Genomic DNA, 1,860 nt, shown 5'->3' on the forward strand with positions numbered 1-1,860 from the left:
CAGATCAATCCATTTAACGTCATGATCTTTGATGAGTTGAACCGACTTCGACATAGTGTCCTCCGGGTGGCTTCGGGCTGGGGTAGTGGAGTTAGCCCTTAGAATGTGGGTGATGCCGGCGCGGATACTCCGCCATGGCAACCTGCCTCACAAGAGAGCAAATTGCATGCCAGTGCGCCAACATGGGTTTTTTGGTGCAAAAACGCCCCTATAAAGGTGCAATGCGACAAAAGCGTGAAAATGGCGCACCGCAATGTGGCGTTAATTTGTGAAAATGCACCGCTTTAGTGCGTGATCAGTCCTTTGCATATTAACTGGTTAAACCTTGAGCGATTTCCGCTATAATCCGCGCCCCCCTTTTTCAGCAGGCCCGGCGCGCGCTGTTTCCATGAAATTAATCGTTAAAGTCTTCCCCGAGATCACCATCAAAAGCCGACCGGTACGGACGCGTTTCATCCGTCAATTGGCCAAGAACATCCGTGCCGTGCTCCGAGACCTGGACCCGGCTGTGGTGGTGAACGGCGTGTGGGACAACCTCGAGCTGGAAACCCGCATTACCGACGCCAAAGCCTTGAAGGACATGACCGAGCGCCTGAGCTGCATGCCGGGCATTGCGCATTTCCTGCAGGTAGACGAGTACCCGCTGGGCGACTTCGACGACATCACCGAGAAGTGCAAACAGCACTACGGCAGTGAGCTCGAAGGCAAGATCTTTTCGGTACGCTGCAAGCGTGCCGGCAAGCACACCTTCAGCTCCATGGACGTCGAGAAATACGTCGGCAGCAAGCTTCGTCGCGAGTGCGGCGCCGCTGGAATTTCCCTGAAAGCACCGCAAATTGAAGTGCGCATGGAAATTCGCGACCAACGGTTGTTTGTGATCCACAGCCAGCACAACAGCATCGGCGGCTACCCGCTGGGTGCCCTGGAACAGACCCTGGTCCTCATGTCCGGCGGTTTCGATTCCACGGTGGCGGCCTACCAGATCATGCGTCGCGGCCTGATGAGCCACTTCTGCTTCTTTAATCTGGGCGGGCGTGCACACGAATTGGGCGTGATGGAAGTTGCGCACTTTATCTGGAAGAAATACGGCAGCTCCCAACGCGTGCTATTTGTAAGCGTACCGTTCGAGGAAGTGCTGGGCGAAATCCTCGGCAAAGTCGATAACGGTCATATGGGCGTAGTATTGAAGCGTATGATGTTGCGCGCTGCGTCGCAGATTGCCGACCGCCTGCAGATCGACGCACTGGTGACCGGTGAAGCGATCTCCCAGGTGTCCAGCCAGACGCTGCCCAACCTGTCGATCATCGATTGCGTCACCGAGAAGCTGGTGCTGCGCCCGCTGATCGCCAGCCACAAGCAGGACATCATCGACCTGGCAGAAGAAATCGGCACCGCCGACTTTGCCAAGCACATGCCTGAGTACTGCGGGGTCATTTCGGTGAACCCCAAGACCCACGCCAAGCGTCACCGCGTGGAGCATGAAGAGAAAGAATTCGACATGGCGATTCTGGAGCGTGCGCTTGAGAACGCCAAGCTGGTCCCGATCGATCGCGTGATCGACGAACTGGGCCAGGATGTGAAGATCGAAGAAGTCAGCGAAGCCCTGGCCGGCCAGATCGTCGTCGACATCCGTCACCCGGATGCCGCTGAAGATGAGCCGCTGGAAATCGCTGGCATCGACGTACAAACGCTGCCGTTTTATGCATTGAACGCGCGTTTCAAGGAACTGGATAACAGCCGTCAGTACCTGCTGTATTGCGACAAAGGCGTGATGAGTCGCCTGCATGCCCACCATTTGCTCAGTGAGGGGCATGCCAATGTGCGCGTTTATCGACCGAGCTAAGAGCCCGGGGCTGTTTG

The 1,860-nt window shown here is 56.4% G+C and carries 1 protein-coding gene; it reads left to right on the plus strand.

Annotated elements, in window-relative coordinates; genetic code table 11:
• The first annotated feature begins 388 nt into the window (after positions 1 to 388).
• A complete protein-coding gene (gene thiI / locus CFE47_RS31115; RefSeq protein WP_185704740.1) occupies positions 389 to 1,843 on the plus strand; it encodes a tRNA uracil 4-sulfurtransferase ThiI in 1,455 nt (484 codons plus the stop codon).
• The last annotated feature ends 17 nt before the right edge of the window (positions 1,844 to 1,860 follow it).

Source organism: Pseudomonas sp. PGPPP1, from assembly GCF_002255865.1.
Lineage (GTDB): Bacteria > Pseudomonadota > Gammaproteobacteria > Pseudomonadales > Pseudomonadaceae > Aquipseudomonas > Aquipseudomonas cremoris.

Bases quoted from the DNA above. Each gene is read 5' to 3' on its own strand.
- thiI (WP_185704740.1), top strand. From the start codon at position 389: ATGAAATTAATCGTTAAAGTCTTCCCCGAGATCACCATCAAAAGCCGA.